This window comes from Micromonospora sp. NPDC049257, assembly GCF_040678915.1.
GTDB lineage: Bacteria > Actinomycetota > Actinomycetes > Mycobacteriales > Micromonosporaceae > Micromonospora > Micromonospora antibiotica.
This window is the reverse complement of the sequence record NZ_JBFAQU010000011.1, coordinates 185,535-207,432: the sequence shown is the minus strand read 5'-3', so window position 1 is coordinate 207,432 and position 21,898 is coordinate 185,535. Positions and strand designations below refer to the sequence as shown.

Below are 21,898 nucleotides of genomic sequence, written 5' to 3'. Positions count from 1 at the left end.
CAGTGATCACCATCACGCACCGCCCGCGTCGTCATCGACGCCGCGTCACTGCCCGCCTCCGGCTCCGACAGGCAGTACGAGAACATCCCCTCACCCGAGGCGACCCGGGTCAGGTACCGCTGCTTCAACTCCTCGGACCCGGCCAGGATCAGCGGCATCGTGCCGAGCTTGTTCACCGCCGGGATCAACGACGACGACGCGCAGACCCGCGCGACCTCCTCGATGACGATCGCGGTGGCCAGGGCGTCCGCGCCGGCACCGCCGTACTCCACCGGGATGTGCGGGGCGTGGAAGTCGGCGGCCCGCAGCGCGTCGTACGACGACTGGGGGAACTCACCGGTCTCGTCGGCCTCGGCCGCGTGCGGGGCCACCTTGGCGGCACAGACGTCGCGGACCGCCTCGCGGACCGCGTCGTGCTCCTCGGGCAACCGGTAGACGTCGAACGTCTGCTCTGCGGCCATGTCGACCCTCCCATTTCACGGCTATCATGCGCAGTCTGTGACGTCCCTCAGGCCGCCGACTGCCGCGGTTGAAGAATAGCCATCGCGACCCCCGTCATGTTACCGACAGGTAGGATCACGCCGCACGGCCCCCGAGAGCGCACAACTACGCTGACCGAACGACAGGTTTTTCCATCGGTGCCCGGCCAGGCGCCGCAGCCGATTGCGACGCAGTGAAGCGCCGCCAGCGCGAGCGGAGAAGACAGGCGTGACGATCCCGTACCCGAACATCCAGCCGGCGCCGACCATCTCCCCGGTGACGCCCCCCTCGGGTGCGCCGCGCCCCCGGGTGACCTTCCTGGGCACCGGCTACCTCGGCGCGACGTACGCCATCTGCTATGCCGAACTGGGCTACGAGGTGCTCGGCTTCGACGTCGACGCCGACAAGATCGCCAAGCTGAACGCGGGCGAGGTGCCGATCCACGAACCGGGCCTCGACGAGCTGCTACGGCGTAACCTGGCCGCCGGCCGGCTGCGGTTCTCGACCGACATCGCCGAGACCGCCGACTTCGGCGACGTGCACTTCATCTGCGTCGGCACCCCGCAGCGCGCCGACGGCATGGGCGCCGACCTGTCGTACGTCGAGGCGTCGGTGACCGCCCTGGCCCAGCAGCTGACCCGCAAGGCGCTGATCGTCGGCAAGTCCACCGTCCCGGTCGGCACCGCCGAGTGGGTGGAGCAGCTCGTCGGCAAGCACACCCCGACCGACCTGGGCGTCGAGGTGGCCTGGAGCCCCGAGTTCCTCCAGGAGGGCTTCGCCGTCGACGACGTGCTGCGCCCCAACCGGATCGTGGTCGGGGTCAAGAGCGAGTGGGCCAACGCCATGCTCTACGCCGCCCACAAGGGCGTCTTCGACCTGGCCGCCACCGAGGACCGGGAGGTCCCGCTGGTGGTCACCGACTTCGCCACCGCCGAACTGGTCAAGGTCGCCGCGAACGCCTTCCTGGCCACCAAGATCTCCTTCATCAACGCGATGGCCGAGGTCTGCGAGGCCAGCGGCGGCGACGTCACCCAGCTCGCCCGCGCCATCGGCTACGACCCCCGGATCGGCAACCGGTTCCTCCAGGCCGGCCTCGGCTTCGGCGGCGCCTGCCTGCCCAAGGACATCCGCGCCTTCCAGGCCCGCGCCCAGGAGCTGGGTGCCGGCGAGGCGCTGCGGTTCCTGCACGAGGTCGACCTGATCAACCTGCGCCGCCGCACCCGGGTCCTCCAGCTCGCCGCCGACCTGCTCGGCCGCCGCTCCGGCCCGGCCGGCCCGGACTTCTCCGGCACCCGGATCGCCGTGCTCGGCGCGACCTTCAAACCCAACACCGACGACGTCCGCGACGCCCCGGCCCTCGCCGTCGCCGCGCTGCTCGCCAAGGCCGGCGCCGACGTGCACGTGTACGACCCGCAGGGCACCGAGAACGCCCGCCGGGTCGCCCCGGAACTGGTCTTCGAGGACAGCGTGAACGACGCGGTCTCCGGGGCCGACCTGGTCTGCGTACTCACCGAGTGGGCCGACTTCCGCAACGCCGACCCGGTGGCCCTCGGCGAACTGGCCGCCGGGCGCAAGGTCGTGGACGGCCGCAACTGCCTCGACGCGGCACTGTGGACCCAGGCGGGCTGGGAATACCGGGGCATGGGCCGCCCCTGACGACACCGGAACGCGTCGGTGCGGGAGGTGACACTCCCGCACCGACGCGTTTTTTGTGCCCCTAACGGAGCGGCAGGTGTCGAAATCCACGCCCGCTCAGGGCATGCTGCGTGGGGACGGCGTCCACAGTGCGGCCGGCCGGGTGGAGGGATGTCGTGGAGAACTTCCAGTGCTCCTCGTGCGGGCGGCAGATGAAGGCGGCGGCCCGCTGCCCCGACTGCGGGGCCGAGCAACCGCAGTGGCGCGAACACCTGGCCGACATCGAACGCTCCATCGCGGAGATGAAGGCACGCGACGCCGAGATCGCCCGCGAACAACGGCAGATCGCCGCGAAGATGCAGGCCGCCCTCTTCCAGCGGGACATCCTCGCCCACGCCGGTGACGAACGCGTCAAGCAGGCCACCCGCCCGCGCCGGGTGCTGCGCCGCAAGCCGGGCCGTCGACCGCCGACCGCCGCCACCGGAGCGCCACCCCGGGTGCCCCGGCAGGGCACCCCGGCCGGTCCGGACGAACCCCCGCTCCCACCGCCGTACCGGACCGCCACCTGGCTGGGCGCGGACAACCCGGAACACCCGGCCGAGGCCTCCTCCCGGGAGGTGCAGAACATCCCACTCGGGCTGGGCGCACTGGTGCTGGCGGTGGCCGCAGTGGTCTTCGCCGCCGTCGCGACCAGCTCGATGGACGCCCTGGCCCGACTCGGCATCCTGCTGGTCGCCACCGTCCTGCTGCTGCTCGCCCCGCCGGTGCTGGCCAAACGGGGCCTGACCTCCACCGCCGAGACGATCTCCACGGTCGGCCTGCTGCTGGTGCCGCTGGCCGGGTACGCGCTGTGGGCGGTGGACCGGATCGGCGCGTCCGGCGCGGTCTTCTCCGGGATGATCTTCGCGCTGACCACCGGGGTCGCCCTCGCCTACGCCGTCGGCACCGGCCTGCGGGCCCCCCGGTTCGCGGCGGTGCTGGCCGCCCAACCCGTGGTGCCGCTGCTGGCGTACGGGTGGATCAGCGGCCCGACCGGCTGGGCGGTGGTGTTCACCGTGGTGGCCGTGCTCGACCTCGGACTGGTGCGCTCCGGCATCATGCGGGAACGACCGGCCCCACCGGAAGCCGCGACCGGCGGCACCACCGCCCCGCCCCGGCAGCGGGTCACCCCGGACGGCCGGCCGGAGGGCGCACCCGAGGAGACGGGCGAGATCCTCGACGGCTCGGCGGCCACCCCGACCGGGCCCGCCCGACCGGTGCCAGGGCTGCCCGAGGCGACCTGGCTGCTGCACGGGGTGGCGGTGGCGCTCGCCCTGGCGTACGCGGTCACCGCCCTGCTGCGGGTGCAGACCGTACCGGCAGCCACCGGGGCGGGTGCGGCGCTGCTGCTGGCCGCGGCGGTGGCCCTGGCCGGCACCCTGCTGCTGCGCCGCCCGCCGCTGCCGGACGTGGGGGCCGGCATCCTCACCCTGGCCGTGATCGGCGCGCTCGGGCGGATCGCCTCGGTGGCCTTCCCGGACCGGGCGTTGCTGCTGATCGCCGCCGTCATCACGTTGACCGGGCTGGCCGTGCGGGCCGTACCGGAAGCAGCCCGACGGGGGCCGCAGCTCGCCTCCGCCGCAGCGCTGACCGTCAGCGGCCTGGTGGTGGCCGGCGGTGCGCTGCGGGCCGGGCTGGCCCCGGTCCAGGCGGCGTTGCCGGCCTGGCGGGCCGACCTGTCCGCGTTCACTGGCGAGGTGGCCGCGACGGCCGGGCCGTCCGCCGGGCAGCTCGCCGCCAGCGCCCTGTTGCTCACCGTCGCGGCGGTGCTGGCCCTGCCGCCGGAGATCCGCCGCGAGTTCGCGGTGGTCGGCGCGGGCCTGACCGCGCTGGCCGTACCCGCCTCACTGGGTCTGGGTTGGGTGGCGGCCCCCTGGCCGATGGTGCTGGCGGCGGTCGCGATCGGCGTCGCCGGGATCTCCGCCGGCACGACCCGGGCGGCCGTGGTGCACGCCGGCACCGCCACCGTCGTCGGGTTCGTCGGGGCCGGCGCCGCCCTGAGCCGGCCGTCGGTGGCTGCCGCCGCACTGGCCGTGCTGATGCTGGCGGGCGTGCTGGTGGCGCTCGCGCCCCGGGTACGCATCGCCCCGGCCGCCGCCGACGTCCTGTCCGGTTGGGCGGCCGGTGGGGCGGCATTCGCGCTGCCCGGCGCGGTCACCGCGTTCGTGGCGGCCACCGAGCCGCCCGGGCCGGCGCTCACCCCGGCGGTGCTGCGGGAACTGACGGTGCCGATCCTCGCGGCGGGCTTCCTGGCCGTCTGCGTCACCCTCGGCTACGCGGCGATGATGCAGGTGTCGCAGCGGCACCTGAGCCTGCCGCACGCCGTCGGCACTGGGCTGGGCGCGTTGGCGGTGATCGGGGCCGCCTTCTTCGCCCCGGGACGCACCGCCGCCGACGCCTGGCTCGGTGGGCTGGTGCTGATCGCCACGCTGCTGCTGCTGTTCGCCGGCCGGATCGACGCGGGTCGGCGTTCCGACCTGGCGCTGGACGGCGCGGACCTGGCCGCCGCCGCCGTCACCGCCGCACTGATCGCCACCCTGGCCCGGATCACCGCGGTGATCTCCCCCGGTGGGCAGCTCGCGGTCGCCGCCGTGCTGGTGCTGGTGGTCGCCGTCGCCGCCCGGGCGATGCCGGAGGAGTGGCGGCGCGGCCCGGTGCTCGGTATCGCCGTCGGTGCCGCCCTGATCGGGGTGCTGGCCGGCTGGTCGACGCTGCGCGGCGGGGTGGGTGTGCTGGCCACCCCGGGCCCCATCTGGGCCGGGGACCTCACCGCCTGGCCGGCCGCACCGACCGGTGGCTCGGCCTGGCAGGCCCCGGTCGCGCTGGCGCTGCTCGCGCTCGCCGCCGCGATCCTGCTCCCCACCCCCTGGAAGTACGACGTGGCGGGCATCGGCGCGGTGCTCGCCACCATCGGTGTCCCGGCCGCCTTCGACCTGCCCTGGTGGTCACCGGTCCTGGTGGGGTTGACCGTCGCCACCGTCTTCGCCATGGCCGCGGTGGCGTCCGCCGACCCGCGCGCCGGGCTGTCCCGGGCCACCGTGGCCGGGGTGGTCGCGTTGCACGCCGCCGGAGCCGGGCTGGTGCGCCCGTGGACCACCGCGCTCGCCCTGGGCGGCATCGCGTTGATCGGTCTGGCCGTGGCGGCGGTCGCCCGGTCCGTCGCCCCCTCCCTGGTGGACGACGTCGAGACCGAGGGGATGCCGCCACACCTGGTGCAGATCGGTGGCCTGGCGACCGCCGCCGCGCTGCTCACGCTCCCCGGTGCGGTGGCCGCCCTCGCCGCCGAGTTCGGCCACGGGTCGCAGGTGGTGCTGACCGCCGCGTTGGCCGCGTCCAGCTTCGGCCTCGCCGCCGTGGCCGCCGTCCGCCGCCAGGTGCCGCAGTACCTGCCGTACGCGAGCGCGGCGATCGCCGGTGGAGCCACCGTCAGCGCGCTGGCCGCCATCTTCGTCGACCTGCCGTCCGGGGTGTTCGCCGCCGCAGCCGCACTGCTCGGGGTGCTCGCCGAACTCGTCCGGGCGGCGACCGTGCCACCGGTCGGGTCCGCCCAGCCGACCCGCCGCTGGACGGTCCTGCTGGACGGGGCGCTGCGCCGGCTGCCCGACGACGGTACGCAACGACGCTGGCGGATCGACCCCGCCGCCGGGGCGCTGGCCGCGGCGGCCGTGCCCACCGTGCTGGCCCTGATCTCCCTCGCACCGCTGCTCTTCGTGGCGCTGGTCGAGCCGCACCGGATGCTCGCCCACATCTGGCAGGGCCCACCGCCGCAGCTGCGTACCCCGCCACCGAAACTGGTCGACCCGACGCACGTGCTCACCGCGCTGCTGCTCACCGGCACCGCCGCGCTGGCCGCCACCGGCCTGTCCGGTGGGCGTCGGTCCCGGGCGGTGCCGGTGGTGCTGCCCGGCCTGGCGGTGACGCTGCTGATCACCCCGATCGCCCTGGGCATGGCCTGGCCGCAGAACGCCCTGGCCGCCCTCGCCGTGTTCACCATCTCGATGCTGGGCCTCGCGTTGACCCCGCCACCCCCGCTGGCGGAGCGGGCCCGGTCGCTGCGGTTGGCCCGGGTGCTGGTCTTCGTCATCGGGCTGGCCGGTGGTGGCGCGGGGCTGGCCGGCAGCCTGGCCAGTGAAGGGCTGACCCTGTTCACCCTGGGCGGCGCCGTCGGCGTCGGGGCCGTCGCCGCGCTCGTCGGCACCACCGGGCGGGCCCGCATCCTCGGCTGGCTGTTCGCCTCGCTGATGGCGCAGCTCTTCGTGCTCACCGCCGGGCTGGTGGCCGGTTTCCCCGCTGTCTGGTCGGCGTTCGGGGTGCTCGCCGTGGGCGCGGCGTTGCAGGTCTTCGCCGCGACGCTGCCCCGGCTACGGCGGCCCGAGGCGCACCGGGAGGCCGCCACCGTCGAGTGGAGCGGGTACGCCGCCGCGCTCATCGCCCTGGCCCTGGCGTTCGACTCCCCCCGGCACATCGCCGCCCTGCTCGCCGCCTGGGGTGCCGTGCTGGGGGTGGCCGCCGTCCGGCCGGGCCGGCGACCGGTGGAGCGGCGGATCCTCTTCTGGGCGGTGGTCGCCTGCGAGATCGTCGCCTGGTGGATCCTGATGCGGGTCGCCGACGTGGCGCTGCCCGAGGCGTACACGCTGCCGTTCGCGGCGCTCGCCCTCCTGGTCGGCATGTTGGAGTTGCGCCACCGCCCCGACCTGTCCAGCTGGGTGGCGTACGGCCCGGCACTCGTCGCGGCATTCGTGCCGACCCTGGCGATCGTGCTGGCCACCGACTCCAGCATGCTGCGCCAGGTGCTGCTGCTGCTCGGCGCGGTGGCGGTGCTCGTCTTCGGCTCGACCAGCCGGCAGCAGGCCCCGGTGATCGTCGGCGCGGCGGTGACCGCGATCGCGGCCGTACACGCCCTGTTCAGCCTCGGCCCGTGGCTGGTGCTCATCCCGGTCGGCCTGGTGCTGCTGGTGCTCGGGGCGAGCAACGAACGTCGCCGCCGCGCCCAGGACCGGCTCCAGACTGCCCTGCGCTCCATGAGATGAAGCCGGAGGGTCACGGCGGGGTTCGGACGTGGCCGGGCTCAGTGGGCCGGGTGGTCGTGGGTGGTCACGGCCTGGGCCGGGTGGTCGTGGGTGGTCACGGCCTGGGCCGCAGATCGTGGGCGGCCCAGGCCAGGGTGGGGCTGCGGGGGTCAGGTCAGGGAGGCGCGGAGGGCGGCGTCCTTCTCGGCGACCAGGTCCTCCAGGTCGGCCTGGAAGGCGACCATCCGGGCGCGCAGGGCCGGGTCGGTGGCCGCGAGGATGCGGACCGCGAGCAGGCCGGCGTTGCGGGCGTTGCCGATCGACACGGTGGCCACCGGGATCCCGGCCGGCATCTGCACGATGGACAGCAGCGAGTCCATTCCGTCCAGGTGCTTGAGCGGGACCGGTACGCCGATCACCGGCAGCGGGGTGACCGAAGCCACCATGCCGGGCAGCGCGGCGGCACCCCCCGCCCCGGCGATGATCACCTGGAGTCCCCGGTCGGCGGCGTCCCGGCCGTACTCGATCATCTTGACCGGGGTGCGGTGCGCGGAGATCACCGCCACCTCGTACGGCACCTCGAACTCGTCAAGCGTGTCGGCGGCGGCTCTCATCACCGGCCAGTCCGAGTCGCTGCCCATGATCAGCCCGACGGTGCTCACCCGTGCCCCTCCCGCAGCCAACGGGCGGCCCGTGCGGCCCGTGCCCGTACGTCGTCCAGGTCGTTGCCGAGCACCGTGACGTGCCCGATCTTGCGGCCGGGTCGGACCTGCTTGCCGTACAGGTGGACCCGGGCACCCGGTTCGGCGGCGAAAAGGTGGTGCAGCCGCTCGTCGAGGGAGATCCCCCCCGGCTCACCGCCGAGCACGTTCGCCATCACCACCACCGGGGCGGTCAGCGCGGTGTCCCCCATCGGGTAGTCGAGCACCGCCCGCAGGTGCTGCTCGAACTGCGAGGTCCGGGCCCCCTCGATGGTCCAGTGCCCGGAGTTGTGCGGGCGCATCGCCAGCTCGTTGACGACCAGCCCGGTGTCGGTCTGGAACAGCTCCACCGCCAGCAGGCCGACCACACCGAGCGCGGTGGCCAGGTCGATGGCGAGCTGCTGGGCGGCGACCGCCGACTCCTCCGCCAGGTCGGGGGCGGGAGCGAGGACCTCGACGCAGATCCCGTCCCGCTGCACCGTCTCCACCACCGGATATGCGGCGACCTGCCCGAACGGTGAGCGGGCCACCTGCACGGCCAGCTCCCGGCGCAGCGCCACCCGCTCCTCGACGATCAGCGAGGTGCCCCCGGCGAGCAGGGTGGCGGCCAGCTCGGCGGCCTGCCCGGCGTCGTCGACCAGCCACACGCCACGCCCGTCGTAGCCGCCCCGGGCCGCCTTGAGCACCACCGGCCAGCCCTGCTCCGCACCGAAGGCGAGCAGGTCAGCAGGGGCCTCCACCGGCCGCCACGCCGGGTTGGGTGCGCCCAGCGCACCGAGCCGTTCCCGCATCACCCGCTTGTCCTGGGCGTGCAACAACGCCTCGGCGGGCGGGAAGAGCTTCACGCCCTCGGCGGCGAGGGTGCGGATGTGCTCCGTCGGGACGTGCTCGTGGTCGAAGGTGACCACGTCGCAACCCTTGGCGAAGGTGCGCAGCGCGGCGAGGTCGGTGTGGTCGCCGTACTGCACGTCGGTGGCGACGAGCGCGGCACCGTCGTCGGGGGCGAGCGCCAGCACACGCAGTGACTGGCCGAGGGCGATGGCGGCCTGGTGGGTCATCCGGGCCAGTTGGCCGCCACCCACCATGCCGACGACGGGCAGACCGGTACGGGAATCCATAGCGCCACCAGCCTAACCGGGGCCGTTCGCCGCCCGGCCCGAGGGCCACCCGGCTGAGCGGACCACCACCCGAAACCGGGCACCGCTCCCTGTGGGCGACCACCCGAGCCGGTCACCGCTCCCTGTGGGCGACCACCCGAGCCGGTCACCGCCCCGGCGGGCCGCCCCCCGGCACCGGGCCGGGCGGACAGCCGCCCGGCAGGCAGCCCGCCGGCCCCTGGCGGGGTCGGCTCAGGTGAGCTGGGCGACCAGCTCCTCGACCGAGGTCACCGGCCGTTGGCAGACGAACCCCCGGCAGACGTACGCGGTGGGCCGCCCGTCGACCAGCGGCCGGTCGGCGAGCAGCGGCACCCCGGGCTGGTCGGGCCGGCCGGCGACCACCACCGCACCGGGTGGGGCGTGCCGGTGCGCGGCGGCGACCAGCGGGTCCCCGGCCGGGTCGTCGGTGACCACCGCGATCTCGTACGGCCCGGACAGCAGCGCCTCACCGGCGGACGACGCGTACCCGGTGAACCGGGCGTGCCGGCCGACGATCGGTGCGACGGTCGACAGGGCCGCCTCCGCCGCCTCCCGGTAGCGGGTCTCCCCGCTCAACGCCGCGTACGCGCTCAGCGCCGCCACGATCGCCGACCGGCCCGACGGGGTGGCGTTGTCGGTCGGGTCGGCCGGCCGGGTGACCAGCCGTTCGGCGTCGTCGGCGGTGTCGTAGAAACCGCCGTCGGAGGCGGCGAACCGGGCCAGCGCCACGTCCAGCAGGCCACCGGCCAACTCCAGCCAGCGGCCCTCGCCGGTGAGCTGGTGCACCGCGCAGAACGCCTCGGCCACGCAGCCGTAGTCCTCCAGCACACCGGCCGGCTCGCCGACCGTCCGGTCGCGGGAGGCCCGGCGGAGCCGGCCGTCGACCAGGTGCACGCCGGCCAGGTGTTCGGCGGCGTCGCGCAGCGCCCCGTCGGCGACGATGGCGACCCCGTCCATCAGGTTGGCGTCCTCGTCGCCGGGGTCGGCGCAGAGCGCGGCGACCTGGACGAACTCGACGAGCGCGGTGACCGCCAGGCCGTTCCAGGCGGCCACCACCTTGTCGTCGCGGGCCGGTTGGGGGCGGGTGTCCCGGGCGGCCAGCAGCCGGCCCACCACGCTGCGCCAGCGGGCCCGGATCTGCGGGTCGGCGTCGTCGACGTCCCGGGCCAGCCGCAGCACGCTCGTGCCGTGCTCGAAGGTGCCCGCCTCGGTGACGTCGAACAGGTCGGCGGCCCAGCGGCCGTCGTCCTCGCCGAGCGCCTCGACGAGCTGGGCCGGGGTCCAGGCGTAGGTGAGGCCCTCCACCCCGTCGGTGTCGGCGTCGAGCGCGGAGGCGAAGCCGTCGCCGGGGCGGTGCAGCTCGTCGGCGAGGAACCGGGCGGTGTCCCGGGCCACCCGGCGGGCCAGCCGGTCGCCGGTGAGCCGCCACAGCTGGGTGTAGACCCGCAGCAGCAGGGCGTTGTCGTAGAGCATCTTCTCGAAGTGCGGCACCGTCCAGTGGGCGTCCACCGAGTAGCGGGCGAACCCCCCGGCGAGCTGGTCGTACAGGCCGCCCCGGGCCATCGCCTCGGCGGTGTGCCGGACGATCTCCAGGCTGCGCGCCGACCCGGTGCGCCGGTGGTGCCGGAGCAGGAACAGCAGGTTCATGTGCGGCGGAAACTTCGGTGCGCCACCGAAGCCGCCGTTCGTCTCGTCGTACTCGGTGGCGAGTTGGGTGGCGGCGGCGTCGAGCAGGTCGGCGGTGAGCGGGGCGGTGGGGCCGCCGACGGCCTGGGCGCCGCCGATCGCCTCGACCACCGCCGCACCCTGCCGCAGTACGGCCTCCCGCTGCTCCCGCCACGCGGTGCCCACCGACTCCAGCAGCCGGACGAAGTTGGGCTTCGGGAAGTACGTGCCGCAGAAGAACGGGGTGCCGTCGGGGGTGGCGAAGACCGTCATCGGCCACCCGCCCTGGCCGGTCATCGCCTGGGTGGCGGTCATGTAGACGGCGTCGACGTCGGGCCGCTCCTCCCGGTCCACCTTGATCGCCACGAAACCGGCGTTGACCAGCGCGCCGACCGTCTCGTCCTCGAACGACTCGTGGGCCATCACGTGGCACCAGTGGCAGGCGGCGTAGCCCACCGAGATCAGCACCGGGACGTCTCTCCGCTTCGCCTCGGCGAACGCCTCGTCGCACCACGGCCACCAGTCGACCGGGTTGTCGGCGTGCTGGAGCAGGTACGGCGAGGTGGCCTGGGCGAGTCGATTCACCCGACGACCCTATCCACCCCCGGGCGCACCCGTCCCGCCGAAACCGGGCCTTCCCCCGTTCACATTCATCGTCTTTGATCTGTGCGGGTGCGGTGATCGGCACCGGCCCGCGAGGAGGTACCCCCATGCGCGGTTCCCGTCTCCTGTCGGCGCTCACGTCGGTCGCGGTGGCCACAGCGGTGTTCAGCACCGCCGCCCCCGCCTCGGCCGCCGTGGACCCCGGCACCCGGGTCTCGGCGACCACCGTGGTCGGCACGCACAACGCGTACGAACGCGGGACGTACACCTATCTGGCGCAGGCGCTCGACGCCCGCCCCGGAATGATCGAGCTGGACGTCTGGCCGGACATCATCACCAAGCAGTGGCGGGTCAGCCACTCCAACCCGCTCGGCAACGACAACAACTGCGTCGCCGCCAGCACCCCCGCGCAGCTCTACACCGGCACCCGCAACAAGAACCTGGAGCACTGCCTCGACGACATCCGGCTCTGGTTCGACGCCCACCCCGACGCCGGTCCGCTCCAACTCAAACTGGAGCTGAAGACCGGCTTCAGCAGCCGTACCGGGCAGGGGCCCGTCCAGCTCGACGCGGTGCTCGCCGCCCGCCTCGGCAGCCGGGTGTTCCGCCCCGCCGACCTGCGCGCCGGGTACGCCACCCTGGACGCCGCCGCCCGCGCGAACGCCTGGCCGACCCGGGCGCAGCTCGCCGGCAAGGTGATCGTGGAGCTGATCCCCGGCACCGTCGAGGAGGGCAACCCCACCGACACCCTCTGGACCGACATCGAGTACGCCCAGCACCTGGCCGGCCTGGCGGCGGCCGGCACCCTCGGTCAGGCGCAGGCGTTCCCGGCGGTGCACCGGGCCCAGACCGGCGACCCGCGCAGCCGGTACGCCGACACCAGCCTGCGCCCGTGGTTCGTCCTGTTCGATGGCGACGCGTCGGCCTACGTCACCGGCGGCATCGACACCTCCTGGTACGACACCAACCACTACGTGCTGGTGATGACCGACGCGCAGAACGTCCCCCCGGCGGTCGGCAACACCGATCCGGTGGCCGCCCGGGCCCGCCTCGCGCAGCTCGCCGCCGCCCACGCCAGCATCGCCTCCGCCGACTGGGCCGCACTGCCGGCGGTGGTCGGCGAGGTCCTCCCCAGAGGCTGACCCGCCCGCCGCCGGGGTGGCCCGCGTTCCGACGTAGGCACGCGGGCCACCCCGCCACCCGCCACCCGCCACCCGCCGCCCGCCGCCCGCCGCCCGCCGCCCGCCGCAAGATCATGCTCGATCCTGGTTGTAGTGGCCCAAGCCCGCCGAGACCACTACATCGTGGATCGAGCACGATCATGCCGTCGCCACACGCCCGAGGAGGGGTGGGGGTTGCGGGGTCAGGAGGCGCCGTCGGCCCGCAGGGGGAAGACGTTCGACTCGGCGGAGTCGCGCAGCGAGCCGAGCACCGCGCCGATCTTGTCGGCCGGCATCGGCTTGAAGAAGTGGTAGCCCTGGGCGGCGGTGCAGCCCAACGCCACCAGTGCGGCCCGCTGCTCAGCCGTCTCCACGCCCTCGGCGACCACCCGCAGCCCCAACTCGTGGGCGAGGCCGACGGTGGCCCGGACGATCGCCGCCGCCTCCGGCGAGTCGGCCATCCGGATCACGAAGGACCGGTCCACCTTCAACTCGTCCACCGCGATCCGGGTCACGAACGACAGCGACGAGAACCCGGTGCCGAAGTCGTCGACGGCCAACTGGACGCCCATCGACCGCAGGTTCGCCAGCACCTCGTCGATCACCTCCAGCTCGCTCATCACCACCGTCTCGGTGATCTCCAGGACCAACCGGTGCGGCGGCACCTGGTGGCGACGCAGGGCGTCGGCGATCTCCGCCGGCAACCGGGGGTCGAGCAGGCTGCGGGCCGAGAGGTTCACCGAGATCGGCACGTCCAGCCCGTCGCGGGCCCACTCGGCGGCCACCGACAGCGCCTTGTCCAGCACGTACCGGGTGAACGTGCCGAGCTGCTCGCTGTTCTCCACCGGGCGGATGAAGTCGGCCGGGCTGAGCCAGCCCCGCCGGGGATGCCGCCAGCGGATCAGCGCCTCCACCCCGGTCGGTGCGCCGGTGGCCAGGTCGACCGCCGGTTGCAGGGCCAGCACCAGCTGGTCGTCGGCCTGCAACGCCTCCCGCAATTCGGCCAGCAGGGCCAACTGGTCGGTGCTGGCCGCGTCCCGGGTGCTGTCGTACGCGGCGACGCTGCCGCCGCCCTCCTTCGCCTGGTACATGGCGATGTCGGCCCGACGCAGCAGCTCCGTCAGGTCGGCGGTGCCCGCACCGGCAACCACCACCCCCACCGACACCTCGACCGACATCCGCACCCCGGCCACCTCGGTCGGCGCGGCCAGCCGCTCGGCGATCTCCCGGGCCTGCCGCAGCGCGTACGCCATCGGGGCGGCCCGGTCGCCGATCACCGGGACCGACGTCAGCAGCAGGGCGAACTCGTCGCCGCCGAGCCGGGCGAGCAGGTCGCCGGGGCGGGTCAGGGTGCCCAACCGGTTGCCGGTGAGCCGCAGCAGCTGGTCGCCGGCCGCGTGCCCGAGGGTGTCGTTGACCTCTTTGAACTGGTCGATGTCGAGCAGCAGCAACGCCACCGGATGATCGTGGACGAGCTGCCGCAACGCCTGGTCGCCCTTGGTCAGCATGGCCGTCCGGTTGACCAGCCCAGTCAGCGCGTCGTGCACCGCGTCGTACGACGAGCGGGCACTGACCAGCCGCAACTCCCGATGGGTCGCCGCGTCGTGCAGCGCGGCGGCCAACGCGTCGGAGTAGGCGGCCACCGCGTCGCGTTCCCGGTCGTTCGGCGGCCCGGTGGAGGGGAACCGGACCCGCAACTGTCCGACCTGGACGTCACCGACGACGAGCGGCCGGACCAGTTCGTGGGTGTCCACGGTGGCCCCGGCGGGTGGCCCGGTCTCCCGGTCGGCCACCTGGCCCGAGGCGTCACCCCGGTAACGCCGCCAGCGGCCGTCACCCCGGGCCACGTCCACGTCCACCAGTTCGGCACCGAAGAGGGCCAGCGCGCCGGTGACCGCCGCCGTGGCCACCCCGCGCTCGTCGAGCTGGTTGAGCGCGGCGGTGGCCTCGGCGAAGGCCCGCCAGGTGCGCTGTTCCTGGTCGGCGCGCAGCCGGTGCCGGTAGGTCTGCTGGAGCAGCCAGAGCAGCGGTGGGAGCAGCAGCAACCAGCGCGGGTCGACCTCCAGCAGGGCCACCACGACCAGCCCGACCACCACGTTGCCGACGAACATCAGCACCTTGCCGCGCAGGGCGACGAGCAGCGCCGGGCCGACCGCAACGCCGTGCCGCAGGGCGAGGGTGGCCCCGCCCAGCCCGGCGGTGGTGAGCAGGTAGGTGACCGCGCCGGCGACCAGGGCGGGCACGAGGGCCGGGGTGGGGCCGGCCAGCAACGGCTGACCGAGGGCGGTGGTGACGGCGACGGCGAGCGCGGTGGCTGCGGTCAGCGAGGCGGCGATCCGCAGCAGCTCCACCGGGGGACGGCGGTCGGCGGCCAGTGACATGGTCGTCCAGGCCACACCGGTGCCGAGCAGCGCTGCGGCCGGCAACCAGCCGGCTGGCGCGAGGTAGAGGCAGACGATCAGGGCCGCCTCGCCCCAGGTGATGCTCACCATGCCGGTGGCGGTGCGGAACCGCAACCGGGCGAGTTGGGACATCGCGAACACGGCGACGACGATGCCGAACCGGGCGACCGCGGGGAGCGGGTCGTCGGGCGGCAGGACGGTCGGCAGGCGCAGGCCGAGCGCCACCGCCACCAACGCGGTCAGGGTCACGGCGAGGGTGAGGACACGTACCCGCAGCGGGGTGTCCGGCGGCTCCGGCCCGTCGTCGGACGCGCCGGCCCTGCCGGAGGTCACCGCCCGGCTCCGTCCGCGGGGCCGTCGACGGCGCGACGGACGAACGCGGCTACGACGGTCATGGCACCCCCTCCCGCGCACGGCTCAGGGACTTTCGTCCCCCGGCGGAAGGCTAAGCCAATCCGGGTGGCCGCAACAGGGGTCGACGACCCGGATCAGCGTGATTCACGCCCCCGTCATCCCACTCAGGGCTGCTGGTGGCCGCTCGGCAGGTTCGTACGTGATTCCTGCCCGGTCGTCCCGTCCGACGGACCGGTGGCCGACGAATCGGCCCGGTCGGCCCCGACCGGGCCGCCCTGCTGGGGGAACCGCTCGGGCAACCGGCGCAGCCGGGAGTTCATGTTGCGGATCAGCAGCACGGTGGCGGTGCCGAGGATCAGGATGAGGAACAGGCCCATCGGCCCGGCCAGACCACCCGTGCGGGTGTCCCCGAAGTTGTTCTCCGCGAGCACCTGGACAGTGTTGAGCATGGCATTTCTCCGATGTGCGGTGGAGTGTCAGCGTAGCCCCGGCCGCCGGTCACCTGACATGGGCGGCTTCCCGTACCCCGGCGAACAGGTCGGACTCGGGCAGCGGGGAGTCGACCGTCGAGCGGGCGAGTTGGAAGTCCTCCGTCGGCCAGGCGTGCTGCTGGATCTCCATCGGCACGTGGAACCAGAAGCCGTCCGGGTCGACCTGGGTGGCGTGGGCGCGCAACGCGTCGTCGCGGACCGGGAAGTATTCCGCGCACTCCACCCGGGTGGTGATCCGCGAACCCTTGTCCGGCCGCTCGTCCCAGCGCTTGAGCCAGTCCTCGTACGGTGAGGGGAGGCCCGCGGCCAGCGTGCCCTCGTGCAGGGCCAGGATCCTGCCCTTGGAGAAGCCGATGTCGTAGTAGAGCTTCAACGGCTGCCAGGGGGCGCCCAGTTCCGGGTACCGGGTCGGGTCGCCGGCCGCCTCGAACGCGGCCACGCTGACCTTGTGGCACATGATGTGGTCGGGGTGCGGGTAGCCGCCCTCCTCGTCGTACGTGGTGACGACGTGCGGACGGAACTCCCGCATCAGCTTGACCAGCGGCCCGGCCGCCACCTCGACGTCCTGGAGGGCGAAGCAGCCCTCGGGCAACGGCGGCAGCGGGTCGCCCTCGGGCAGGCCCGAGTCGACGAAGCCCAGCCAGGCCTGCTCGACGCCGAGGATCGCCCGGGCGGCGTCCATCTCGGCCCGCCGGATCTCACCGATGTTGGCCCACACGTCGGGGCGGTCGAGCTTGGGGTTGAGCACGCTGCCGCGTTCGCCCCCGGTGCACGTCACGACCAGCACGTCCACCCCCTCGGCGACGTATTTCGCCATGGTCGCGGCACCCTTGCTGGACTCGTCGTCCGGGTGTGCGTGCACGGCCATGAGCCGCAGCTTCTCTGCCAACGTGGGCGCTCCTCGTCTGTGCCCGCCGGCGGCCCGGTCCGGGTCGCTCGCCCGACCCGCCGCGGTGACCTGTCGGCGCGGCTGCCGACCTGCCGTTCCGGGCCCGGCCCCGGGCTGGGAAGATGGACCCTGTCATTCTTGCCGACGCGACCGACAACAACGCCAGGAGATACCCGCCGGTGACCGAGACGCACGCCACAGTTCCCTCGGCCGCGCCGGTGTTCCCGCCCGGCCGGTACGGCCGCCGACGGGAGCCCGGGCGTCGACGCCCGGCGCTGAGCTGGGCACTGGTGGCCGTGCTGATCGCCGGGTTGGTCCTGGCCGCGACGCAGCTCTACCAGCGCTACGGCGACCCGGAATACCGGCCCGAGGTGATCACCTACACCGATGCCAGCGACACCGGCGTGCGGGTCGACTTCCGGGTGACCGTGCCCGAGGGCGGCTCGGCGGTGTGTCTGGTGCGGGCCCGCTCGCACGCCGGCGTCGAGGTGGGGCACGAGGAGGTCACCGTGACCGCGTCCCCCGGCCAGCGGCACGTCACCGCCCGGCACCGGGTGGCGACCACCGAGCGTCCGTTCATCGGCGAAGTGGTCCGCTGCCGTCCGGCGGGCTGAACACCACGGGTGACCAGGGCGCGGCGACGCCACGGCCGGCGGGCGGCACGCTGCTCCCACCCGACCGGGTGATCGACGACGCCCGCACGTGCCGGCCACTGGTAGGTTGGTAAGTCACCTGTCAGCCAGCACGCACATCCGAGGAGTACGCCTGTGTCCACCAATGACAACAAGGCGCCCGCCACCTGGCTGTCCCAGGACGCGCACGACCGCCTCCAGGCCGAGCTCGACGAGCTGATCGCCAACCGGCCGGTCATCGCCGCCGAGATCAACGCCCGGCGGGAAGAGGGCGACCTGCGGGAGAACGGTGGCTACCACGCCGCCCGCGAGGAGCAGGGCAAGGCCGAGGGCCGGATCCTCTACCTCAAGGAGCTGCTGCGCACCGCCCAGGTGGGCGAGGCGCCGACGGCCGACGTGGTGTCGCCCGGCATGGTCGTGACGATCTACTTCGACGACGACAAGGACGACACCGAGACGTTCCTGCTCGGGTCGCGGGAGATCGCCGCCACCACCGACCTGACGGTCTACAGCCCGGAGTCGGCGCTGGGCAGGGCCATCCTGGGCGGTCGCCCCGGCCAGGCCTGCACCTACACCGCGCCCAGCGGCGCGGACATCAAGGTGACGATCGTCAGCTTCGAGCCGTTCTCCGGCTGAGCCGCACCGCCGCCGGGTCCGCGCGACCCGACGACGATCCATCGGTACGCACGAGGCGTGGCACCCGTCGGGGTGTCACGCCTCGGTCGTCAGGACCACCTGGTAACCACTGGCCCGTAGGGCACTGATCAGGGTGTCGGAGTGCTCGACGCCCCGGGTCTCCACCGACAGGGCCACCTCCACCTCACCGAGCCGCAGGTGCGGATTGGCCCGCTGGTGTTCCACGTCGACCACGTTCGCCCGGTGCCCGGCGATCTCGGTGAGCAGTGACGCGAGCTGGCCCGGCCGGTCCGAGCAGCGCACGGTGACCCGCAGGTAGCGGCCCGCTGCGGCGAGACCGTGTTCGATCACCCGCATCATCAGCAGCGGGTCGATGTTGCCGCCGGAGAGCACCGCCACCGTCGGGGTGTCCACCTGCACGACGCCGGCCAACAGCGCGGCCACCCCGACCGCACCGGCCGGCTCGACCACCTGTTTGCCCCGCTCCAGCAGCATCAGCAGCGCCCGGGAGATGTCCTCCTCGCTGACGGTGACCATCTCGTCGACGAGCGTACGGACGTGACTGAAAGTGATCTCACCTGGCCGGCCGACCGCGATGCCGTCGGCGATGGTGGCGAACGCCGGCAGCCGGACCGGTTCCCCGGCGGCCAGCGAGGGCGGGAACGCGGCGGCGCTGGCCGCCTGCACGCCGATGATCCGCACGTCGGGTCGCAGCGCCTTCGCGGCCACCGCCATCCCGGAGATCAGGCCACCGCCACCGACCCCGGTGATGATCGTCCGCACCTCGGGGCACTGTTCGAGGATCTCCAGGGCGACGGTGCCCTGGCCGGCGATCACGTCCGGGTGGTCGAACGGGTGGATGAACACCGCGCCGGTGCGCTCGGCGAAGGTCTGCGCGGCCACCAACGACTCGTCCACGGTGTTGCCGACCAGCTCGATGCGAGCGCCGTACCCCTTGGTGGCGGCCACCTTGGGCAGTGGGGCGTTGACCGGCATGAAGACGGTGGCGTGGGTGCCGACCAGGCCGGCGGCGAGGGCCACCCCCTGGGCGTGGTTGCCGGCACTGGCCGCGACCACACCCTGCTCCCGCTCCTGCGCCGACAGCCGGGAGATCCGCACGTACGCGCCGCGCACCTTGTAGGAGCCGGCGCGCTGCATGTTCTCGCACTTGAGCCAGACCGGGCCGGCCAGCGCCGCGCTCAGCGGCCGGGACGGCTCCAGCGGGGTGGTCCGGGTGACCCCGGTGAGCAGTTCCCGGGCGGCCCGTACGTCGGCGAGGTCGACCAGTTCCGTCATGCCCCGATCGTGCCACCCGCCCCCGGCGGCACCGGCGGCGACACCGCCCGCCACCAGCGGCGACGACGTGCTCACCGACCGCTGGTGGTCGCGCCGGGGTCAGCCGGCCGACGACCCGGACCAGGTGGGCCCGGTCCGGCACCGACGGCCCGGCACGGGGCGGTCAGGCGGGCGGGTCAGGCGATCAGGCGGGTGGGTCAGGCGACGGCCGGGGAGCCCGTGTCGACCCGGGGGTAGCCGGGGGCGTGCCGGGTCCAGGGGGCCTGCATCTCGAACTGCCCGGCGACACCGAGCAGCAGCAGTTCCGACCCGGGCGGGCCGACCAGTTGCGCGGCGACCGGCAGGCCGTCCGGGCGGCGGCCCACCGGCACCACGATCGACGGCAGGCCGGCGACGTTCCACGGGGCGGCGAACGGGGCGTACCGGATGTTGGTCCTCATGTTCGCCAGCCAGGACCGGCCGGACCAGGCGGTGGCCTCCGGCGGCGGCCCGGCCAGGGCCGGGGTGAGCAGCAGGTCGACCGCGTGGTCGGTGAAGAAACCGACGGAGCGGTCGCGCCAGGCGGCCCGGTCGGCCTCCCGCACGTACCCCCGGCGTTGCGCCCACTCCCCCAGCGCGACGTGCCGGCGGCTGCGCCGTTGCAGGCCACGCCGGTCGATGCCGGCGGCCCGCACGTCGGCCGCGGCGGCGGCGAGCCAGGTGGCGATGCCCTGGAGGCCGAGCGAGGTCGGGTAGACCGGGTCGGCGGGCACGGTGTCGTGGCCGGCGGCGGCGAGCAGCCGGCCGGCGGCGGCCACCGCGTCCCGGTTGGGCGCGTCCGGCGACACACCGCGCACCGGCGAGCGCAGCGACACGCCGACCCGCAGCCGGGGCGGGGGGACCAGCTTGTCCGGGCGACGCCCGGCGAGCACCTGGAAGCCGACGGCGGCATCGGCGACCGTGGTGGTGAGCATGCCGTGCTCGGTCAGCCCGAACCAGTCCTCCGCGCCGAGCTGGCACGGGACCACACCCCGGCCGGGCTTGAGCCCGACCAGGCCGCAGCAGGCGGCCGGGATGCGGATCGAGCCCAGCCCGTCGTTGCCGTGCGCGATCGGCACCAGCCCGGCCGCGACCGCCGCGGCGGCTCCGCCGGAAGACCCCCCGGGGGTACGCCGCAGGTCCCACGGGTTACGGGTGACGGCGGTCGCGTCGTCGGTGATCGCCCAGAGTCCCAGCTCCGGCATCCGGGTCACCCCGAGGATCACCGCGCCCGCGCCGCGCAACCGGCGCACCACCTCGTGGTCGGCCTCCGCCACCGGGGTACGCGCGGCGACCGACCCGTTCCAGGTGGGCAGGCCGGCGACCGGGGTGTTCTCCTTGACCGCCACCGGCACCCCGGCGAGCGGGAGGTTCGCCAACTCCTCCTGCTCGTCGACCTTCTCCGCCTCGGTGATCGCCTCGCCGCCCCGGACCACCCGGAACGCGGAGAGGGCGCCGTCGACCCGCCCGACGTGGTCCAGGTGGTCGGCGACGACCTGGGTGGCGGAGACGTCGCCCCGGCGTACGCCCCGGGCGATCTGCTTGGCGGTCGCCCCCACCCAGGTCGGCATGATGTCCTGCACGGCCACCTCTTCCCAGCCCGCGGTCAGCCCAGCGCCTGCTCCAGATCGGCGAGCAGGTCGTCGACCGTCTCGATGCCGACAGACAGTCGCACGAGATCGCCGGGAACTTCAAGCGGCGAGCCGGCAGCACTTGCGTGTGTCATCCGGCCCGGGTGCTCGATCAGGGACTCCACCCCGCCGAGCGACTCGGCGAGGACGAACAGCCGGGCCCGGTTGCAGACCTGCACGGCGTGTTCCTCACCGCCGGCGGCCCGGAAGGAGATCATCCCGCCGAAGCGGCGCATCTGCTTGGCGGCCACCTCGTGTCCGGGGTGCGACGGCAGGCCCGGGTAGATGACCTGGGCGACCTTGGCGTGCCCGTCGAGGAAGGCGGCGATCCGTTCGGCGTTGTCGCAGTGCCGGTCCATCCGTACCCCGAGGGTCTTGATGCCGCGCAGGGTCAGCCAGGCGTCGAACGGGCCGTTGATCGCGCCCATCGCGTTCTGGTGGTAGCGCAGTTCGTCGCCGAGGGTCGGATCGGCGACGATCAACGCGCCACCGACCACGTCGGAGTGCCCGCCGACGTACTTGGTGGTGGAGTGCACCACCACGTCCGCGCCGTGCGCGAGCGGCTGCTGCAGGTACGGCGAGGCGAACGTGTTGTCGACCGCCAGCAGCGCCCCGGCCTCGTGCGCGAGCCCGGCCAGGGCGGCGATGTCGGCGATGCCGAGCAGCGGGTTCGTCGGCGTCTCCACCCAGACGATCTTCGTCTCGGGACGGATCGCGGCCCGGACCGCGTCGACGTCGGAGACCTTCGCCGGCGTGTACGTCAGCCCCCACCGCTCGGCGACCCGGGCGAACAGCCGGTAGGTGCCGCCGTACGCGTCGTCGGGGATCACCACGTGGTCGCCGGGCGAGCAGACCGTCCGCAGCAGGGTGTCCTCGGCGGCCAGGCCGCTGGCGAAGGCGAGCCCGACCCGACCCCCCTCCAGCGCGGCCAGGCACTCCTGGAGCGCGTCGCGGGTGGGGTTGCCGGAGCGGCTGTACTCGTAGCCCTGCCGGGGCGCTCCGACGGCGTCCTGGGCGTACGTGCTGGTCTGGTAGATCGGGGGGATCACCGCGCCGGTGCGGGCCTCCGGGTCCTGGCCGGCGTGGATGGCGAGCGTCTCGAAGCCGTGACTCATCCCGCA

At 74.1% G+C, this 21,898-nt stretch carries 15 protein-coding genes; 5 read left to right on the top strand and 10 right to left on the bottom strand.

The features are described from left to right. A partial coding sequence (locus AB0K25_RS18625; RefSeq protein ID WP_363821337.1) for an acyl-CoA dehydrogenase family protein occupies window positions 1-461 on the bottom strand: 461 nt, incomplete at its 3' end. Between the two features lie 247 nt (window positions 462-708). Between AB0K25_RS18625 and AB0K25_RS18620 the strand changes: the two genes are divergently transcribed. Beyond that, window positions 709-2,136, top strand: coding sequence for a UDP-glucose/GDP-mannose dehydrogenase family protein (locus AB0K25_RS18620; RefSeq protein WP_208568510.1), 1,428 nt, complete (start codon window positions 709-711; stop codon window positions 2,134-2,136). Window positions 2,137-2,291: 155 nt separating this feature from the next. Next, window positions 2,292-7,184, top strand: a complete 4,893-nt coding sequence (locus AB0K25_RS18615) for a permease (protein WP_357536291.1) — start codon at window positions 2,292-2,294, stop codon at window positions 7,182-7,184. A gap of 149 nt (window positions 7,185-7,333) precedes the next feature. On the opposite strand, the gene purE is transcribed toward AB0K25_RS18615, so the two are convergent. From purE to AB0K25_RS18600, 3 genes are all read right to left on the bottom strand, one after another. After that, on the bottom strand, window positions 7,334-7,825 hold the full coding sequence (gene purE / locus AB0K25_RS18610) for a 5-(carboxyamino)imidazole ribonucleotide mutase (protein WP_208568512.1): 492 nt from the start codon (window positions 7,823-7,825) through the stop codon (window positions 7,334-7,336). Continuing rightward, a complete protein-coding gene (locus tag AB0K25_RS18605; RefSeq protein ID WP_219467287.1) occupies window positions 7,822-8,982 on the bottom strand; it encodes a 5-(carboxyamino)imidazole ribonucleotide synthase in 1,161 nt (386 codons plus the stop codon). Before AB0K25_RS18605 ends, purE begins: the two co-directional genes overlap by 4 nt. A gap of 231 nt (window positions 8,983-9,213) precedes the next feature. Continuing rightward, window positions 9,214-11,250, bottom strand: coding sequence for a thioredoxin domain-containing protein (locus AB0K25_RS18600; protein ID WP_219467285.1), 2,037 nt, complete (start codon window positions 11,248-11,250; stop codon window positions 9,214-9,216). Window positions 11,251-11,375: 125 nt separating this feature from the next. Between AB0K25_RS18600 and AB0K25_RS18595 the strand changes: the two genes are divergently transcribed. Then, window positions 11,376-12,410: a phosphatidylinositol-specific phospholipase C domain-containing protein gene (locus AB0K25_RS18595; protein ID WP_357536288.1), complete on the top strand. Its 1,035-nt coding sequence runs from the start codon at window positions 11,376-11,378 to the stop codon at window positions 12,408-12,410. Between the two features lie 221 nt (window positions 12,411-12,631). On the opposite strand, the gene AB0K25_RS18590 is transcribed toward AB0K25_RS18595, so the two are convergent. The 3 genes from AB0K25_RS18590 to mca all read right to left on the bottom strand — a co-directional run bounded on the left by AB0K25_RS18590 (window position 12,632) and on the right by mca (window position 16,564). Next, window positions 12,632-15,106: a bifunctional diguanylate cyclase/phosphodiesterase gene (locus AB0K25_RS18590; protein ID WP_255599003.1), complete on the bottom strand. Its 2,475-nt coding sequence runs from the start codon at window positions 15,104-15,106 to the stop codon at window positions 12,632-12,634. Window positions 15,107-15,348: 242 nt separating this feature from the next. Next, a complete protein-coding gene (locus AB0K25_RS18585; protein ID WP_219467277.1) occupies window positions 15,349-15,633 on the bottom strand; it encodes a hypothetical protein in 285 nt (94 codons plus the stop codon). A 49-nt stretch (window positions 15,634-15,682) separates the two neighbouring features. After that, window positions 15,683-16,564: a mycothiol conjugate amidase Mca gene (gene mca / locus AB0K25_RS18580; protein ID WP_219467274.1), complete on the bottom strand. Its 882-nt coding sequence runs from the start codon at window positions 16,562-16,564 to the stop codon at window positions 15,683-15,685. 179 nt (window positions 16,565-16,743) lie between these two features. Here mca and AB0K25_RS18575 point away from each other — a divergent pair, with 179 nt between their 5' ends. Then, the gene (locus AB0K25_RS18575) at window positions 16,744-17,178 is read left to right on the top strand and encodes a DUF4307 domain-containing protein (RefSeq protein WP_208568519.1); all 435 of its coding nucleotides are present in this window, start codon (window positions 16,744-16,746) and stop codon (window positions 17,176-17,178) included. 153 nt (window positions 17,179-17,331) lie between these two features. Further along, a complete protein-coding gene (gene greA / locus AB0K25_RS18570) occupies window positions 17,332-17,832 on the top strand; it encodes a transcription elongation factor GreA (protein WP_208568520.1) in 501 nt (166 codons plus the stop codon). Between the two features lie 75 nt (window positions 17,833-17,907). Here the strand turns inward: greA and ilvA are convergent, their stop codons facing one another. The 3 genes from ilvA to AB0K25_RS18555 form a co-directional block, all read right to left on the bottom strand. Continuing rightward, window positions 17,908-19,128 (bottom strand): threonine ammonia-lyase, encoded by a 1,221-nt coding sequence (ilvA, locus tag AB0K25_RS18565; RefSeq protein ID WP_219467271.1) that lies wholly within the window; start codon window positions 19,126-19,128, stop codon window positions 17,908-17,910. 197 nt (window positions 19,129-19,325) lie between these two features. Beyond that, window positions 19,326-20,735 carry an amidase family protein gene (locus AB0K25_RS18560; protein ID WP_219467268.1) on the bottom strand — a complete coding sequence of 470 codons (1,410 nt, stop codon included), beginning with the start codon at window positions 20,733-20,735 and terminating at the stop codon, window positions 19,326-19,328. A 17-nt stretch (window positions 20,736-20,752) separates the two neighbouring features. Further along, a complete protein-coding gene (locus AB0K25_RS18555; RefSeq protein WP_219467265.1) occupies window positions 20,753-21,892 on the bottom strand; it encodes a cystathionine gamma-synthase in 1,140 nt (379 codons plus the stop codon). Window positions 21,893-21,898: the final 6 nt, after the last annotated feature.

What these genes read in the sequence shown, in the direction of transcription:
- AB0K25_RS18605 (WP_219467287.1), bottom strand. Translation starts at nt 8,982, where the DNA reads ATGGATTCCCGTACCGGTCTGCCCGTCGTCGGCATGGTGGGTGGCGGC.
- AB0K25_RS18595 (WP_357536288.1), top strand. Translation starts at nt 11,376, where the DNA reads ATGCGCGGTTCCCGTCTCCTGTCGGCGCTCACGTCGGTCGCGGTGGCC.
- AB0K25_RS18585 (WP_219467277.1), bottom strand. Translation starts at nt 15,633, where the DNA reads ATGCTCAACACTGTCCAGGTGCTCGCGGAGAACAACTTCGGGGACACC.
- ilvA (WP_219467271.1), bottom strand. Translation starts at nt 19,128, where the DNA reads ATGACGGAACTGGTCGACCTCGCCGACGTACGGGCCGCCCGGGAACTG.
- AB0K25_RS18555 (WP_219467265.1), bottom strand. Translation starts at nt 21,892, where the DNA reads ATGAGTCACGGCTTCGAGACGCTCGCCATCCACGCCGGCCAGGACCCG.